Source organism: Ruminococcus sp. D54t1_190329_F1 (genome assembly GCF_015551645.1).
GTDB lineage: Bacteria > Bacillota > Clostridia > Lachnospirales > Lachnospiraceae > Blautia_A > Blautia_A faecis.
The window spans coordinates 81,779-98,138 of record NZ_JADNDC010000010.1; the positions used below are offsets into that span (position 1 = coordinate 81,779).

The 16,360-nt window shown below is 42.5% G+C and carries 11 protein-coding genes; all 11 read right to left on the reverse strand.

Going from position 1 to position 16,360, the window contains the following annotated elements; genetic code table 11:
* Positions 1-6: 6 nt before the first annotated feature.
* Positions 7-2,556 carry a leucine-rich repeat domain-containing protein gene (locus I2D69_RS06375; RefSeq protein ID WP_173772765.1) on the reverse strand — a complete coding sequence of 850 codons (2,550 nt, stop codon included), beginning with the start codon at positions 2,554-2,556 and terminating at the stop codon, positions 7-9.
* Between the two features lie 211 nt (positions 2,557-2,767).
* Positions 2,768-3,412 carry a PrsW family glutamic-type intramembrane protease gene (locus tag I2D69_RS06380; protein ID WP_195379587.1) on the reverse strand — a complete coding sequence of 215 codons (645 nt, stop codon included), beginning with the start codon at positions 3,410-3,412 and terminating at the stop codon, positions 2,768-2,770.
* A complete protein-coding gene (locus I2D69_RS06385; RefSeq protein WP_195379588.1) occupies positions 3,409-4,023 on the reverse strand; it encodes a hypothetical protein in 615 nt (204 codons plus the stop codon). Before I2D69_RS06385 ends, I2D69_RS06380 begins: the two co-directional genes overlap by 4 nt.
* Positions 4,013-4,354: a hypothetical protein gene (locus I2D69_RS06390; RefSeq protein ID WP_195379589.1), complete on the reverse strand. Its 342-nt coding sequence runs from the start codon at positions 4,352-4,354 to the stop codon at positions 4,013-4,015. The genes I2D69_RS06385 and I2D69_RS06390 overlap by 11 nt, the downstream gene beginning before the upstream one ends.
* A gap of 11 nt (positions 4,355-4,365) precedes the next feature.
* On the reverse strand, positions 4,366-11,385 hold the full coding sequence (locus I2D69_RS06395) for an MBG domain-containing protein (protein ID WP_195379590.1): 7,020 nt from the start codon (positions 11,383-11,385) through the stop codon (positions 4,366-4,368).
* Positions 11,382-11,594, reverse strand: coding sequence for a hypothetical protein (locus I2D69_RS06400; RefSeq protein ID WP_195379591.1), 213 nt, complete (start codon positions 11,592-11,594; stop codon positions 11,382-11,384). Before I2D69_RS06400 ends, I2D69_RS06395 begins: the two co-directional genes overlap by 4 nt.
* 118 nt (positions 11,595-11,712) lie before the next feature.
* Positions 11,713-12,255, reverse strand: a complete 543-nt coding sequence (locus tag I2D69_RS06405) for a sigma-70 family RNA polymerase sigma factor (RefSeq protein WP_118575144.1) — start codon at positions 12,253-12,255, stop codon at positions 11,713-11,715.
* Between the two features lie 58 nt (positions 12,256-12,313).
* On the reverse strand, positions 12,314-12,634 hold the full coding sequence (locus I2D69_RS06410) for a hypothetical protein (protein ID WP_118575142.1): 321 nt from the start codon (positions 12,632-12,634) through the stop codon (positions 12,314-12,316).
* Between the two features lie 233 nt (positions 12,635-12,867).
* The gene (lysS, locus tag I2D69_RS06415) at positions 12,868-14,907 is read right to left on the reverse strand and encodes a lysine--tRNA ligase (RefSeq protein ID WP_195379592.1); all 2,040 of its coding nucleotides are present in this window, start codon (positions 14,905-14,907) and stop codon (positions 12,868-12,870) included.
* A gap of 12 nt (positions 14,908-14,919) precedes the next feature.
* The gene (gene greA / locus I2D69_RS06420; RefSeq protein ID WP_148461413.1) at positions 14,920-15,402 is read right to left on the reverse strand and encodes a transcription elongation factor GreA; all 483 of its coding nucleotides are present in this window, start codon (positions 15,400-15,402) and stop codon (positions 14,920-14,922) included.
* Positions 15,403-15,796: 394 nt separating this feature from the next.
* Positions 15,797-16,264: an Hsp20/alpha crystallin family protein gene (locus I2D69_RS06425; protein ID WP_148461412.1), complete on the reverse strand. Its 468-nt coding sequence runs from the start codon at positions 16,262-16,264 to the stop codon at positions 15,797-15,799.
* Positions 16,265-16,360: the final 96 nt, after the last annotated feature.

Consider the following 16,360-nt stretch of genomic DNA (forward strand, 5'->3'; position numbering starts at 1 on the left):
AATGGCTTATTTACTGATTTTTGCTTTTGCAGAAAGTCCCTTACTCTTGAAGAGCTTTTTGTAGGCGGAAAGCTTGCTTGCTGGTACTTTTACTTTCAGCTTCTTGTAGTTGTTTCTGCCGGCTTTGGTGAAAGCACTTTTTCCTACGGTACCGGAGGTAAGCTTCTTGGACTGAATGCTGACAGAAGTAAGGGCCTTGCAGTCGTAGAATGCTTTTTTGCCAATGGAAGAAACTTTGGAGCCAATCTTTACAGTCCGTAAAGCACTGCAGCCCTGGAAAGCACTGGTGCCGATGGAAGAAATATTCCTGGCAATGGTTACTTGTCTTAGCTTCCGGCAGTTTTTGAAAGCTCCGGAAGCAATGGCTGTGACTTTATAGGTCCGACCGTTTGCCTTCACAGAGGAAGGAATTGCTGCAGTCGTGATGGCTTTGGACTTTGACCGCTTTAAAGTAACAGAGGTACCATTTTTATTAACTGTGTAGACATTGTAAGAATCACTGAAGGATTTCACTACTGTAGTCTGAGGTTTATCATCTTTGTTATTTGAACTTGAGGTAATCTGGAAATCTAAGGTAATAGTTCCAAAATAGTTGTTCTGGCCTGTAATGGTTACAGTGGCAGTTCCGACTTTTTTGTTATTGCTGTAGGTAACTTTATAATCCTGTCCTTCTATAAGTTTTTGCTTTCCAAGAGTAATAGTTGGAACTGGTTTTAGAGCTTTTCCAGTATAAGCATAAGTCGCTTTAACTCCGGTTACAGATGCCTGAGAAAGGTCGCAGGCATAACCAATGTTATTCTTACGTGCATATGTAATGGCAGCTGAGTTAGAGGAGGCATAAATGGTGGCGTAGTATACATGACCGCCGGAATACCAGTAGGAGCCTTCCCATACAATGTCATCCCCGATGTTGATTACGCTGTCTGGCAGAGTGACTGTTTCAAGATTAGAACAGAAAGCAAAAGCTTCCTTTCCAATAGTGTGGACACCGTTTTCAATTACGACTTCCTTCAGATTGGGCAGATAATTAAATGCATTTTCTGAAATACTGGTAATCCCGGATTTTATAACTATTTTTTTTACCTGATTTTTCATGGACTTCCATGCCGTGCCGCTCCAGAAACTGTAGCCGCCCTGAGTGGACGAAACGGGGAAACGATCGTTTTCATCCGTGGAGATATTAAGTGCACCCTGACCGGAAATGGTGAGAACACCATTTGCAAAATCCCAGGTAGCATTTTCACCTGCAGTACGGTAAATCTTTTTGGAGGCTGTGCCGTCATTTGCATCAATAGAGTAAAAATTAACAGTATTGGCATTGGAGGCGTAGTAAACAACCTTGGAATCTTTAACGACAGGCTGGCAGTCGGATACGGGCGCAGCAGTGGTGTATTCCCTGCTAAGTACATTTCCCTTACCATCAACAAAGAGGTAATGAAGAGTACTGGAAGAAAGAGAATCATCAGCAGATGCGTAATTTTCTGACGAAGAATCGTCTGTATTTTCATATTCTTCCCAGGAAATCATGAAACGGTTTTCTGTGATTGGAGTGATCTTTACCCCCATAAAACTCTTTCCATTGCCAGTGTAGTTGGTAAGGTATTTTACAGAGGTTGCTTCTTTTGAAAAATCGGAAACAGGAGTAATTGTAAGGTAAATATTATGAGGAGTGTCACTTGTCACATTGTCATACTGGGACTGGTCGATGGTCGTTCCGATACACAGTACACTGTCAGCAGAAACAGCCATACCATCTACGCTTGCGTAGCAGTTCAGTGCCCATACGGAAGTACGGGAACCACCATAAGGAAGAAGCTCGATAGTTTTTTCATCAAGGGTGGTACTGTCGTATCTGGAAAGTTTGGTACAGCGGGAACCTTCGCTTTGCTCCAGAACATACAGATAAGAGGACTGCGATTTGATATACTGGGCAAAGGAGTGCCACAGATCACAGCTTACGATCTTTCCGGTCATGGAAGCCTGGTCAACGGCAATCATAAGGAATCCCTGATGTCCCTGTCCAACAGATTCATCTACATAGCCTTCATGACCGGTTACAATATAGAGAGTTCCGTTGGTTTCTGTCATTTCCACACATCCGTAATCGAATGGATAGCGAACCTCTCCTCCAAATAAATCCGGATTGCTTGTAATGGAAGCCGCACCGCTGCGATTCCAGTTTGTATCATATCGGATGACACGGATAACCTCGGCGGAATTATCTTCGGCGGTGTTATTTTGTCCCTCTACCAGGTAATATCCATCAGATCCTGCATAAAAACCACCCCATAAAGGAAGCTCCATGGGAATTTCTCTTTTGTCTGTAATCTGCAGGCTGTTGTCATAGTATTCAATACCGACGCTGTTTGTTTTGCGGAATACTCGCATATAGCCGTTGGAAATAGAAATAAGGTCAGAAGAACGCCTTAATTTAACACTAAGGTTATCTTGCGCAGTAGGGGTGAGAGAGGCTGCCTGTACCTGTCCTGGAAATGCCAGCAGATATAAAAACAGACAGCAAAATAATAGGGATGTCAGTTTTTTGATCTTTTTCATAAGTTCCTCCTTGCTGTGTTGCTTTTCATGATTCTTATTATAATAAGTTTTGGGTAGAGTTACAATCATAATGATAATGTTTACAGCAGAAAAAGTTTCACAGACTCAAAAATGGTGCTGGGCATAATCCCCAACACCAAGTTTGTCTACAGTCTGTAATGCCCTGCAAGTTTACTTGCAAGGGCATTTATTTTTGCTATTTTGATTGATTTTAATCGAATTCAATTTTCTTATAAAACCGCGATTTTTTAACGACCAGAAGGGCAAAGATTAAAAATATCGGAAACAGATATCCGATCAGATTCCATCTGCCTTTTGCTGTGATCAGTATATTATAAATCCCATGAAAAACCACACAGGCCCCAAGTGCACCGATGGTCCCAGTAACCATAATCCACTTCTTTCGAAATACATAAGCAATTCCACAGCTGAGTGCAATTCCGCACAGAAGATGAAGGGAACCAGCCGATACTCCACGGATCAGAATATCGTAAAAATCAGCTGCACCGTTTTCTGTAAGATAACATACGTTTTCAAATGTAGCAAATCCAACCGCGATTCCGATTGCCGGAGATATCACCTCCTGTTTATCCGGTTCAAATACCAGCAGATAAAACAAAAGCGGAAGAAACTTCATCACTTCCTCGCACACAGGAGTAATTTCCATTACAGCGGCGGCAGTGCCTGCATGGTAATATCCGGCAAAAAAGCTGCTCACATAAGCTGATAAGAGGCAGCATCCCATTCCAAGAATCACAAATGTGGTAAATGTCCGTTGCTTCCCTTTTCGGAATAGCATGCTTAAGATAAGCGGAACTGCCAAACACAGGAAAATATTCTCAATATAGTAACTCATTCACGCTCAACCTCTCTTAGAAGGGCAAAATACATGGACGCCATCGTAAGTGTCAGCACCATATCTACCACAAAATAAAAATTAAACCGGGCATAATCTGATAAAAATTCAGATACGATGTATAATGCAACCTGCAGCCAGGATACAAGCAGCAGGATTGAGTCCAGCAGATGTTTCTTTCGTTCTCTTCTGATCACTTCCATACATCTAAGAACAATTGTCCCTTCTGTAACGGCAAAGCAAAGAGAAAAAAGCAACGCTGGCCCGAATATCTGAAAAACAAAAATCAAACACATAATCAACACCGCACAGAAAATGGAAATAACACCTGGAAAATTCCCCTTTGTGCTTCTTCTGGATAAAGAAAGAGATAGAAAGAACAGATATGCCGCCAGCCAGGAGATTTCCGCCACATAAAAGATCTGTGGGATATCCCCGGTAATGATGAGATGCAGTACATAGTAAAGTGTCCCCATCATAAAGCAGCCATAGCCGCCTGCAAGGAGCAGAAAATCTCTGCTTTTCCTCTTACAGGCGGTTACGGCAGAGGCTGCCATTGCGCTAAACAATACCAGAACCTGAAACAGGTTATCAATAATTTCAAAATTCATCGAAATGATCCCTTTCTGCTTTTCTATGTAACCGATATAAAAGGACTGTTACGCAGACTCCTATGAAAAAGCAGATTATTCCCATCACGATATACCCCTGTGCACTGTTTGTGCCAAAAATGCTGGCAGCTCCCCCAAAGACACCATCCATCCTTGTACCCTCTATCTGAGCAGTTATCTGAGGCATTAACATGCCCAGACAGATGATTAGGAGCACACAGGCAGCTGCACATCCCATATCAATGATCCGCTGTCTGCGCTTTTTCTCTTTTTTTCGTATTTCCAATGTTCTTTTACGAATCAGTTCCATCCGTTCCTGTTCTGTTCGCATTTCCATTCTCCTTATTTCACTTTTACCTTCACTTTTTTGTACACCCCGTTGTTTGCCAGCACGTATATACTGCAGGTGCCTTTGCCTTTTGCCTTGATTACTCCCGCTTTACTTACTGTTGCCACTTTGCTGTTGGTGGTGTAATAGCGGTAGGAACTGGTGTGGAAAACCAGATTTTTGCTGCTGTTTTCGGCTTTGATCTCGCACTTCAACGTAAAAGTTTTTCCAACTGCCAAAGTAACCTTTTTCTTATTCACTTTAATGGAAGCCACGTTTGTTGTTGCAGCCTTTTTCATGGCAACATGCACGCCATTGGATTTGGCAATATAGATCTTTCTTCCTTCCACCATTTTATAAGCAGCAATAAAGTACTTATATTCACGGTCTTTCTTCAGCTTCTTATGGGTTATGGAAAGTTTTCCATTTTTGACAGTTCCAACTTTTTTATAATTTATACTGCCATCACAGTAGCGCCAGTAAACATCGTAGCCTGTTGCACCAGTATATTTCTTCCAGGAAAGAACAATGCTGTTCTTCTTTGCTTTTCCTTTTGACAAAAATACCGGGAGTTTCAGACGGTAAACATCTTTTCCTTTCAGTTTGGACTGGTCAGCCTGCTGGATTGTGAAAGTACCTTTCTTAAATGTAATCCTGTAATTCGGGTTGGAGCCTGCTTCCTGGGAAACTGTGACTGTATAAGTTCCCACCTTTTCACCAGCTTTTCGTTTCACGGTAATTCCGGACAGGGTGTCTTCTCCCACCAGGCCATCTGCTGTATAGGTCAGAACAGGATCTGCCTCACCAGCGATCTTCTTCTGATTATCAGCAGTAACCGTTATTTCCTTCGGAGCAACGGTTACTGTAACCGCTTTCCTATCCGCGGTATAATTCGCACTCTCAGCAAGAGATACTGTCAAAGTTGCAGTTCCTGCACCAACAATCGTTACAGTTCCTTTTTCATCTACAGTTACAACCTTTTCATTACTGCTTACATAAGATTTTAAACCATCACCTTTATTGCTTACTCCCAGCTTAAAGGCTCCCTCACCATAGCTCTTGTCTGACACAGCAGCTACACTAAGCCCTGGGGTTGCTTTTGTGACAACAAACTCCGCGGTTGTGCCTTCTGCTTTCAGGTTATAATTGCTGTCTGTAATAGACGCGGTTACTGTATAAGTTCCTGCAAGAACCGGTGTCTTAGTTCCATTTACCTCTGTTCCGTCGTTTGCCTTGCCTGCATAAGTCAAAATAATCTCTGGCTTATCCTCTCCTACCAGACCATTTAAAACAGCAGCTGCTGAGATAATGTTTCCCTCATAGGTTCCGCCGTTTGGTGTGATCGTAACCGTGATCTCTTTCGGATTGATCGTAAATGTTCCTTTGTTAAATTTCACACTATAATTCGGGTTCGCATCTTTTTTCTGGGCTGCTGTAATCTCATAGGTTCCAACGTTGTCGCCCTCTGCTCTTGACAGTGTGATATCGGAAAGGGTATCTTCTCCTACCAGGCCGCTTGGAGTGTAAGTAAATTCCTTATCACTTTCCCCATAAACCTTGGAAGCATTGTCTGGGGTTACGGTTATTTCTTTCGGAGCAACGGTTACAGTCACTTCTTTGGAAACTGCAAAGAAATTCTGGCTCTCATCCATGGAAACTGTAATCTTAGCAGTTCCTGCATTTTTAATGGTTACTGTTCCATCCGCGCTTACTGTGGCAACATTTTCATTATCGCTTGTAAACCTAATGCCAGACTCTGTGTCTCCTACATTTGCCACGATCTTAAAAGCTGGATCTCCATATGTTACTTCATAATCAATTTTTTCAACCTCAAAGCTATGATTAATCTTTTTAACCGTTATGGTAACTTCTTTCTGGTCATTCGTATAGTTTGCAGTCCCTGCAAGGGAAACTGTTAAGGTTACTGTGCCAGCTCCAACAATCGTTACCGTTCCAGTTTCATCAACCTTTACAATCTTGTCATTACTGCTTGTGTAAGCCTTCACACCATCGCCTTTATGGCTTACCTCCAGCTTAAAAGCTTCCCCGCCATAATTCCGATCTGCTACAGCCGATACACTAAGCCCTGGAGACGCTTTCGCAACAGTAAACTCAGCCGTTGTTCCCTCTGCTTTCAAACGATAATTGCTGTCTGTAATAGAAGCTGTTACCGTATAAGTTCCTGCAAGAACTGGTATCTCAGTTTCATTTACTTCTGTTCCGTTGTTTGCTTTGCCAGTATAAGTCAAAGTAATCTCCGGCTTATCCTCTCCAACCAGTCCGTTCAGGGCTGCGGTTGCAGGGATAATGACACCTTCATAGGTTCCGCCGTTTGGTGTGATCGTAACAGTGATCTCTTTCGGACTGATCGTAAAGGTTCCCCTATTAAATTTCACATTATAATTCGGGTTCGCACCTTTTTTCTGGGCTGCTGTAATCTCATAGATTCCTACATTTTCACCCTCAGTTCTTGTCAAAGTAATGTCAGAAAGGCTGTCGCCATCTGCCAGACCTTCTGCATGGTAAGACAGCTTTCCGTCTTTCTCCCCATAAATCTTGGAAGCATTACCTGGGGTTACGGTTACTTCTTTCGGCGCAACGGTTACAACCACTTCTTTGGAAACCGCAAGGTAATTCTGGCTTTCATCCATGGAAACTGTAATCTTAGCGGTTCCTGCATTTTTTATGGTTACAGTTCCGTCTGCGCTTACTGTGGTAACATTTTCGTTATCACTTGTAAAATGAATACCGGACTCTGTATCTTCTGCATTTGCTGCAATTTTGAACACTGGATCTCCGTAAGTTACTTCATAAGTAAGCTTCGTCACCACAAGGCTATGATTAATCTTTTTAACAGTTACGGTAACTTCTTTCTGATCTTTAGTATAGTTCGCGCACTCTGCAAGGGAAACTGTTAAGGTTGCTTTCCCAGCCCCAACAATGGTTACGGTTCCATTTTCATCGACTTTTACAACCTTGTCATTACTGCTCGCATAGGATTTAGAACCGTCACCTTTATTGCTTACTCCCAGCTTAAAGGCTTCTTCTCCATAATTCTTGTCTGTCACAGCGGAAATGCTTAACTGTGGATATGCCTTTTCTACTATAAATTTAGCAGAACGTCCCTCTTCTTTCAGGCTGTAGTTGCTGTCGTTGATGGAAGCAGTCACCGTATAAGTTCCTGCCTTAGACGGTACTTTTCCATCCGCTGGTGTACCATCATTTGCTGTACCAGTATAAGTCAGGATGATTGCAGGATCATCTTTTCCTACCAGTCCGTTTAATTTTGCTGTTGCCGGGGTAATGGTTCCTTCGTAGATTCCACCGTTTGGTGTGATGGTAACGGTAATCTCTTTCGGATTGATATCAGCTGTGGTACTTGTCTGCTGTCCGTTAGCAGCCAGGACATAGTTATCTGCTGAAACGCCGCTCAGTATCAGATTTGTGATCGTAACTGTTTTTCCTTTGGCTGCATTACTGTCAGCAAATGTGCCTTCCGCACTTACCGTAAGGGTGTCTCCCTTAACCAAGCCTGTAAATACCGCTTTGCTGTAATCCAGTTCTGCATTCGCAGTTCCATCATATACCTTCGCATTTGCGGCAATTCCAGAGATTACCACTTCTCTTGGCTTAATGGTATAGGTCTTCGTATCTGAAGCAACGGTAAAATCACCGTTTTCAGGTACACTTACCTTTACTTCATAAGTACCAGCATGTGTCGGAGCTTCTGTCTGCCAGGTTCCATTTACGTTGTACTCAACTTTTACTTTGGCATTGCTGTTTGTTGTATATGCCAGATCTGCAGGCTGTCCGTCATACTCTTTATTCAGAACACTTGTGATTTTTATATTAGCAGTCCGACGTTTCACATTTACTGCAATCTGGCTGTCGGCAGGTTTGTCACCGCCTTTATACTCCGTTACTCCCTGGAGATTATATGCAACAGTCATTGTATAAGATCCAACTGCCAAAGTATCAAGATAGTCTCCACTGAATGTAATTTTATCTGCAGAAACTGTATAATCCTTTCCTGCTGTTAAAGTGGTTTCTCCATTTTTTACAGACGCTACTGTATTTTCATTCAGCATTACTTCCGCGTCCACGGAAGTCTTAGTTGTTCTTGTGTAGTCGATAGAAGAATCCACTACTACAGAATCTTTAAATACAACCACTCCATCTGAATTGATGACTGTCTGGTTTCCTGCATTATCTGTAATGCGCGCATAAATCACGTATTTGCCGCTTTCTGTCAGGGAAAGTTTATTAGCCGCGTCCCATGTAACCCATGTGCCATTTGCATTATAGGATTCATCTGCCTTCACCTTTTGGTATTCTATTGAGGCAATTCCACTGGTAGAATCAGCACCTGTGATATCAACAGCGGCATTGTCCCTGAACCAGTAGCCGTAGGTAACCGTATTCGGAGAACTGCTAAATGTATTTGTTCCAATTTTTATTTCTCCTGTTGGTGCTTCGGTATCAATTTTGAAAGTTGCTGTTTTTTTATCTGTAATGTGCCCATTTGCATTTTTCAGATAATATTCTACCTTATTCTGTCCCTGAATGTCATAATCCCCAAGCGAATCCTTCCAGTCTGTTTTGTCCGTCGATATCTGGTATCCACTGTCTGGTACAAGCTTCACAGGGCTTATGTACCAATCATTGTTACCTTTCGTTCCGGAAACCTGCGCAGCTGCTGAACTCTGCAGATAACTGATGCTCCAGTTCCTGGAAACACCCGTGGCACCGGTAAGTGTATAGTTATCATTTCCAAGGTCTGTTACCCTTGCCGTATAGCTGTCGCCTGCTTCTGTCTGTGTATTGCCTTCATAGGCAATTGCAAAAGAATCGCCCTCCAGTGCATTCGCAACTGTCGCCGATACGCTCTGCTCACTTCCTGTATAAATCAGATCTGTTTTCGACCAGGTTAAGTCTGCCGGAAGTGGTGCGATCGTGAAGGAAGCTTCCGCTTCTGCCCCTGCATAGTTTCCATTCTCCGGCACAACCACTTTCACATAGTAAGTACCTGCGTTCTTTGGTACTCCTCCATTTGTGGCTGCACCATCTGCTGCGGTCGTCATATCTGTACAGCCGGCATCTGTATAGTACGTACAGGTATAGCTGGAGGCATCATAAGAAGCTGTAATGTCACTTTTACCTAACTTAACTGTTATGCTTGGTGTGTTCGCCTTCTGCCCATAGGTCCAGTCAACCATGGTCACTGTCGGATTAATTTCCATTTTTTTGATCTCAAAATCAGCACTTATGGTCTGATTGCCAACTGTGGCTTTTATCATATATTGTCCCGGATTTACCGGTGCAGCACCTTCACTCGCAGCACCGCTGTTGCTGCTGGTTGTCTTCGTGCCATTTTTCAGATAATATACGATACTCGCCTCATCACCTGTCTGATAAGTAATGCCATTTGTCACAGTCGCTCCGGTATAAGCTTTGCCGGAATAGTATGCATCGGCTGCTGTCAGGGTTAAATCTAATTTACCTGGATTAAATTCACAATCTGTCTTCGCCGTACATGTTGCAATGATTTTATCAGCACTTGTTGAATAACTCCATGAATGAACATGATCACTTGCATACAGATACTTTCCAGTTGTATCATAATTTACTGAATGAGGATTACCACCCCCTGCATCCTTATAAGTAATCCTTGTGCGCATCTCCGGAGATGTTCCTGGCATTGTAATTATATGTGGGTATTCAACAAAATGATTTTGATAAATACTTGCAGTTCCTTTGAAGTCATCTTGTATGATAAGTTTTTTTTCGCTGTTTTCCCCCAACACAATATCGCTATTATTATTTTCAAAGGTTACATTTCCAATCGTAGTTGATGAATTTTTAACAGCACTATTATCGATTGCATTATAAAAATTTGAGATCTTTCCGCCAACAACTTTCATGTTTGATGCCACTATTCCTCTATTACCTTTTCCCTCTGACGATGTAATGGTTCCGCCATACATATTGACAGTTCCTAGGTCAATACAAGGATAAACTGGATAATTTCCACTTCTATTATTATCATCCAATATCGTTCCATCCTGAATATTTATCGTTCCCTCAAGATCGGACCAATAATTCTGTACAATCCTTCCATAGTAAACAGAACCAGTTGCATTAAATTTAACATTCTTAAGGTTGACAACCCCTCCGTTTACAATTATGGGAACCCCATCGTTCGTTAAAGCCTCATAAGTACCGCCCTCAAAAGTAACTGTTGCATCTTTATTTTTATTGCATAGAAAAATATTATTATCAACATTCACCGTATCCTTATTAATAATCGTTAACTCTTTACAAGCATTTTCTATACTAATAAAACAGCCCTTATTACACCCTAGCATATTAATGTTTCCAGTAATCTCCAGAGTAACTTTCTCTGTAGTATCAATAGTAATGACTCCACTCTTACTAGGCTGATATGTTCCTCCCTGTACCGTATACGTTCCTCCAGAAGTGATCGTTACATTATTTCCAGGCGAAATTGTGTTGGTATCCGCTAACTCTTCCGTCATCCCATTAAAATACTCAAACAGCTCTTCCAGCCTACTTACATCCACCATTCCCTGCTCGTCTTCCGAAAGCAGCTCCAGTTTCTCCGCAATATCCTGGGCTTCTGCATACACATCTGTCTGTGCCTGATTCAAGGTGCTTCCTTCCACCGTAGTACCATCTGCCAGGTTCTTAAATTTTTCCACAGTTGGAAGGGCATTGATCCGCTCCTGCAGTTCTTCTGCAGACGCCAGGCTCTGGAAACCAGATTCTACAGGGGTATCGCTGCCATTACTGCCAAAAGAAGCGATCTCGTCTGTAAAGCCTTCTTCACCATCCTCAGTCACAGGATCTGGTGTGGATCCAAATCCCATGCTCTCACTGTCTCCAAATCCCTGCACTTCCTCTACATCTGCCGCCCAGACAAAAGATTCCGGTATCACAGATGTGGTGAGCATTGCTCCTGCCAGGATCGCGGAAAATAGTTTCCGGCTCTTTTTCGCTAATTCGATTTTCTTCATTTTGTTCCTCCCTCCATATTCCTGCTTTCTAATCCATTTCCATGTTTTTTACGCTCTCCGTGAGGGCGCTGCTTCTGTCTGATCCGAATACAGAATAATGTTACTGCCGTTCCCAGTATAAATGCCCCAAGTCCGATCAGAATGTAACCGCCTGCACCGTTTTGAAGTATTACCGAACCATATCCCATTCTTCCACTGCCCCTTTCCATTTTCTTCTATACTATATAAAAGGCACCAAATCCAAAATCCTCTCACTAAAAATGAAAAAATTTAAAATATTTTATTTTTTCCATAGAAAAAACCGCCACATTTCATCTGTGACGGTTTCTAATACTCAAATCCATTTTTCCCCAGAAGCTCTTTCAGACTCTTTTTCCCTCTGTGAACCAGATTTTTAATCTGGCTTTCTGACCTGCCCATAACTTCTGCAGTGCCCTGGTAGCTCATGTCCTCGAAGTAAACCAGGTACAGAGCTTCCTGGTATTCCGGTTTTAGTTCTTCCATAGCTTCATAAAGCTGCTTCTTCCGTTCATTTTCAAACAGGCTTGTCTCAGCCAGAGCCTCCCCCGGCAGCTCGAAAGGAAGTTCTTCCAATCCAATATATACTCTGTGTTTTTTTATCGCATTTCCTGCAAGACGCCTTGCTGTCTTATATAAATAGGCGCGGAAACTGCCATCCTCCGATACCGACCGCCGCCTCACAAACATCTGCGCAAAGGCCTCAATCATCAGATCCTCCGCCTCATGGATATCCTTCACATAACTGTTCAAAAACAGTACCAGCATATCCCCATGCCTATGCACCAACTCATCTGCCGCTGTTTTCTCCCCATTCCAGAAGCGCTCATACAGGACTTCATCTATAATCATATGTTCTCACCCGAATCCCGTAATTTTTCCCAAGCATAAATAATGAAGGACTGTTTAATCAAAATTTATCATACCATATTTTACCACGATTGTCCTGTTTATTTCCAGATATTTCATTTTTTCTGAATAGTCCCAAAGCTAGGGAGGGTGTGACCAAATGGATCACACCCCCTTGTGTAAAACCAATTTCTTCTCCTATCTCAGCAATTGCAAATGCCAGATCAACACCCTCACGTCCAGTTTTATCTTCCACCTGGATAGAAACCTTGTTCTTTTCCAGAAGTTTTCTGACTTCTGACAGTAATTTTTCATCCTGCCAGCCGCTCCGTCCCAGTTCTTCCAGTTCCATGTCATACAATTTTCTTATCATACTGTCCATAATGTTCCGAACCTGCTCTGGTTCCAATTCTCCCTTCTATGAACATATTTAAACTTTCACACCTTGTTGCAAATTTGAATACACAAAAAAAGAGACCAGAACTCTCATTCCAGTCTCTTCCATTCACATATCCTACCATACTTCTTCAAAAATCTCCGAATGATTGGTACAAAATTGGTACAAACTCTCGAAAATTGGTACAAAGCATAGTGTTATTTTTTGATATTCTTTTATTAATACAGTTTAGCACCAGCCGGGATGTGGTTATCAACCATCAGAAGGTGAAGTTTTTCCTCTCCTTCTTCCTCGTGGATTGCACTGAGAAGCATTCCGCAGGATTCAATTCCCATCATTGCTCTTGGCGGCAGGTTTGTAATTGCGATCAGTGTCTTGCCAACCAGTTCTTCTGGCTCGTAAAATGCGTGGATTCCGCTCAAAATGGTGCGGTCTGTGCCTGTTCCATCATCCAGTGTAAACTGAAGGAGCTTTTTGCTCTTCGGAACTGCAACACACTCTTTAACCTTAACGGCTCTGAAATCTGACTTGCTGAAAGTATCAAAGTCTACATAATCAGTGAACAGCGGCTCAATCTGTACCTTGGAGAAATCAATTTTCTCTTCAACTACAGGTGCAGCCTGTGCTGAATCAGTGCCATTTTTTGACTTTGAGGAAGCCTTGTCAGCATCAAGAGATCTCATTGTCGGGAAGAGCAGTACGTCACGGATGGCCTGGCTATCGGTGAGAAGCATAACCAGACGGTCGATTCCGTATCCAATACCACCTGTGGGCGGCATACCAATCTCAAGTGCATTCAGGAAATCTTCATCTGTATGGTTTGCTTCTTCATCACCAGCATCTGCAAGTGCATCCTGCGCCTTGAAGCGCTCGCGCTGATCAATCGGGTCGTTCAGCTCGGAGTATGCGTTACACATCTCCCATGTGTTGATGAAAAGCTCGAAACGCTCTACCTTACTCGGATCAGTAGGTTTCTTCTTGGTCAGAGGAGAAATCTCGATCGGGTGATCCATGATAAATGTAGGCTGAATCAGCTCTTTCTCACAATATTCTTCGAAGAAGAGATTGATAATATCGCCTTTCTTGTGACGCTCCTCATACTCGATATGATGCTCAGCAGCAAGCTTCTTGGCAGCTTCATCATCTGCTACCTGGTCGAAGTCAATTCCTGCATATTTCTTGATCGCATCATTCATGGTCAGACGCTCAAATGGCTTCCCAAGATCAATCTCGATACCATTGTAAGAAATCTTAGTGGATCCGCAGACCTTCTCTGCCAGATAGCGGAACATGGATTCGGTAAGTTCCATCATTCCTTCATAATCTGTATATGCCTGGTAAAGCTCCATCAGTGTAAATTCCGGATTGTGACGGGTATCAACACCCTCATTACGGAATACACGGCCAATCTCGTAGACTCTTTCAAGTCCGCCAACGATCAGTCGTTTCAGATAAAGTTCCAGTGAAATACGAAGCTTAACATCTTCGTTCAGTGCATTGTAATGTGTCTCAAATGGTCTGGCAGCTGCACCACCAGCATTGGAAACCAGCATTGGAGTCTCTACTTCCATGAAGTCACGGCCAGCAAGGAAGTTTCGGATCTCTTTAATGACCTGAGAACGCTTGATAAATACGTTCTTGCTCTCCTGGTTCATGATCAGGTCTACATATCTCTGACGATAACGCATATCTGTGTCTGTCAGTCCGTGGAATTTCTCCGGAAGGATCTGCAGGCTCTTTGATAAAAGAGTCATTTTCTCTGCATGAATAGAAATCTCACCGGTTCTGGTTCTGAATGCAAAACCTTCCAGGCCGAAGATGTCGCCGATATCGGATTTCTTAAAGTCTGCATAAGAATCTGCTCCGATGGCGTCTCTTGCAACATATACCTGAATATTTCCCTGTAAATCCTGGATATTGCAGAAAGAAGCTTTTCCCATGACTCTCTTGAACATCATACGTCCAGCGATTGCCACATGGATCGGGCTGGCATCCATAATACATCTTCTCTCTTCGTAGTCGTTCTTCTGAACTTCCTTTGCCTGCTCTTCATCAAGACCTGTTACATCCGGCTCTGTGCGATCCTTCAGCAGCTCTGCTTCATGTGCCTCATAAAGGTTCTTTACTTCCAGTGAATGATGGGTCTGATTAAATTTTGTTATCTGAAATGGATCCTTGCCATTCGCCTGAAGCTCTGCCAGTTTATCACGGCGGATTTTCAGAAGCTGATTCAGATCCTGATTCTTCTGTTCTGCCACTTTTGTGCCTCCTTAAATATTACGCTGGATTTCCAGCACTTTGTACTTCATGATACCGGATGGCAGCTCTACTTCTACAATATCACCTGTGTGTGCGCCCATAAGAGCCTTTCCTACAGGAGATTCGTTAGAAATCTTGCCTTCCAGGCTGTTTGCCTCTGTGGAGCCAACCAGCTTCAGTTCTATATCTTCGTCAAACTCGAAGTCATGTACTCTTACTTTACATCCTACGCTGATCTTGTCAAGATCGACTTCGTCCTCAACTACAACCTCAGCGTTCTTCAGGATTTTCTCAATTTCTTCAATACGCGCTTCGATATCTCTCTGCTCATCTTTAGCTGCATCGTACTCTGCATTCTCGGACAGGTCTCCCTGCTCTCTTGCCTCTTTGATCTTACCTGCTACTTCTTTTCTTTTTACTACCTTTAAATCATGCAGCTCTTCTTCCAGTTTTTTAAGTCCTGCATAGGTTAGTAAGTTCTTCTTTTCTTCCATTATAGCCTTACTCCCTTTCATTCCGGCGGCTTGTCGCCCCGTATCATACATTTCTTATATGCTGTTTCTCCCGGAAAATTCCATTACTATAAAAGTCCTGAACAAAAAGCAGCAGAAATATACCAACGACAGATAATATTCATGCGCCAAACAGTCCACTTTTATAATTGGTAATGCCTGCAAAAGCAGACATTTCATTACCCAAAAGGGTACAAATTCACTAGGATATTCACAGTTTCACCATTATAGCTAAATCAACAGGCATTGTCAAGACAGAAAAATAGCGAACAAATGTAAAAAAAAATGCCGCAGAACCACCATTTTCCGTGATTCTGCGGCATCTTACTTCTTAATTATGCTATTCTCTCAGAATGTGCTTCTGAAAGGGGAAAAGTTATCCTTCGATGGCAATGTGTTTCTTCTCTTCCACTGCTGGTTTCGCTTCTTTCTTCGGAACAAACAGTTTCAGAATGCCATGTTTAAACTCAGCCTTAATATCCTCCTGCTGAACATCCTCGCCTACATAAAAGCTTCTGCTGCAGGCTCCTGCGTAACGCTCCCTGCGGATGTAATGACCGGATTCTTTCTCCTGCTCATCTTTGTCCAAACCTTTCTCAGCGCTGATGGTCAGATAGCCATTCTCCAGGGAAGCCTTAATCTCATCTTTGGTAAATCCTGGAAGATCGACTACCAGCTGATAACCGTTATCCATTTCCTTAATATCAGTCTTCATAACGTGGCTGGCTCTCTTGCCATAAAGCTTCTTCTCGGTATCTTTCATTGCTTTATCATCATAATAGAATGGAAAATCATTAAAGAAATCATCAAATAAGTTCTCTCCAAAAATACTAGGCATTAACATAAGTCATCTCTCCTTTTTAATATGCTGTTTACCTTGTTTCTTGGAACTCGGGTGGTAGGGAATTCATAAAGCCTTTCGCTTTTGCTTTCTTTTTAT

Excerpts from the sequence above, each read along its gene's own strand:
- I2D69_RS06375 (WP_173772765.1), bottom strand. The coding sequence starts at position 2,556 with ATGAAAAAGATCAAAAAACTGACATCCCTATTATTTTGCTGTCTGTTT.
- I2D69_RS06380 (WP_195379587.1), bottom strand. The coding sequence starts at position 3,412 with ATGAGTTACTATATTGAGAATATTTTCCTGTGTTTGGCAGTTCCGCTT.
- I2D69_RS06385 (WP_195379588.1), bottom strand. The coding sequence starts at position 4,023 with ATGAATTTTGAAATTATTGATAACCTGTTTCAGGTTCTGGTATTGTTT.
- I2D69_RS06390 (WP_195379589.1), bottom strand. The coding sequence starts at position 4,354 with ATGCGAACAGAACAGGAACGGATGGAACTGATTCGTAAAAGAACATTG.
- I2D69_RS06395 (WP_195379590.1), bottom strand. The coding sequence starts at position 11,385 with ATGAAGAAAATCGAATTAGCGAAAAAGAGCCGGAAACTATTTTCCGCG.
- I2D69_RS06400 (WP_195379591.1), bottom strand. The coding sequence starts at position 11,594 with ATGGAAAGGGGCAGTGGAAGAATGGGATATGGTTCGGTAATACTTCAA.
- I2D69_RS06405 (WP_118575144.1), bottom strand. The coding sequence starts at position 12,255 with ATGATTATAGATGAAGTCCTGTATGAGCGCTTCTGGAATGGGGAGAAA.
- I2D69_RS06410 (WP_118575142.1), bottom strand. The coding sequence starts at position 12,634 with ATGGACAGTATGATAAGAAAATTGTATGACATGGAACTGGAAGAACTG.
- greA (WP_148461413.1), bottom strand. The coding sequence starts at position 15,402 with ATGGAAGAAAAGAAGAACTTACTAACCTATGCAGGACTTAAAAAACTG.
- I2D69_RS06425 (WP_148461412.1), bottom strand. The coding sequence starts at position 16,264 with ATGTTAATGCCTAGTATTTTTGGAGAGAACTTATTTGATGATTTCTTT.